The 394-nt window shown below is 55.6% G+C and carries 1 protein-coding gene; it reads right to left on the reverse strand.

Annotation, left to right across the window (positions count from 1 at the left end; genetic code table 11):
- Positions 1–394: transposase (locus HX875_RS32595; RefSeq protein ID WP_177049022.1), on the reverse strand; the 394-nt coding region annotated here is incomplete at both ends.

Here is a 394-nt window from a genome sequence, read left to right on the forward strand (position 1 = left end):
GGGCCGCAGAGCCCCAGTTTGCTGTGATATTACGCAGTCCAAGCCAGATCAGTTTAGTTGCCGCATCGTCAGTCGGGAAGTGACCGCGGGTCTTGATGATCTTGCGTAGCTGAGCGTTGATGCTCTCGATCGCGTTGGTGGTATAGATCACTTTCCGGATGGCCGGCGCGAAAACAAAGAATGGAATCACTCGATCCCAAGCGCGCCTCCAGGCGGCCACGACCGTTGGATACTGCTTGCCCCAGGGCCCGTTTTCAAATTCATCCAATGCCTTCTCAGCCGCTTCTGCGTTGATGGCCTGATAAATCGGCTTCAGAGCTTTGGCCAGTACTCGACGCTTGTCCCAAGCCGCGTAGTCCAGGCTGTTGCGGATCAAATGCACAATGCATGTCTG

This window comes from Pseudomonas yamanorum, from assembly GCF_013386765.1.
GTDB classification, from domain to species: Bacteria; Pseudomonadota; Gammaproteobacteria; order Pseudomonadales; family Pseudomonadaceae; genus Aquipseudomonas; species Aquipseudomonas yamanorum_A.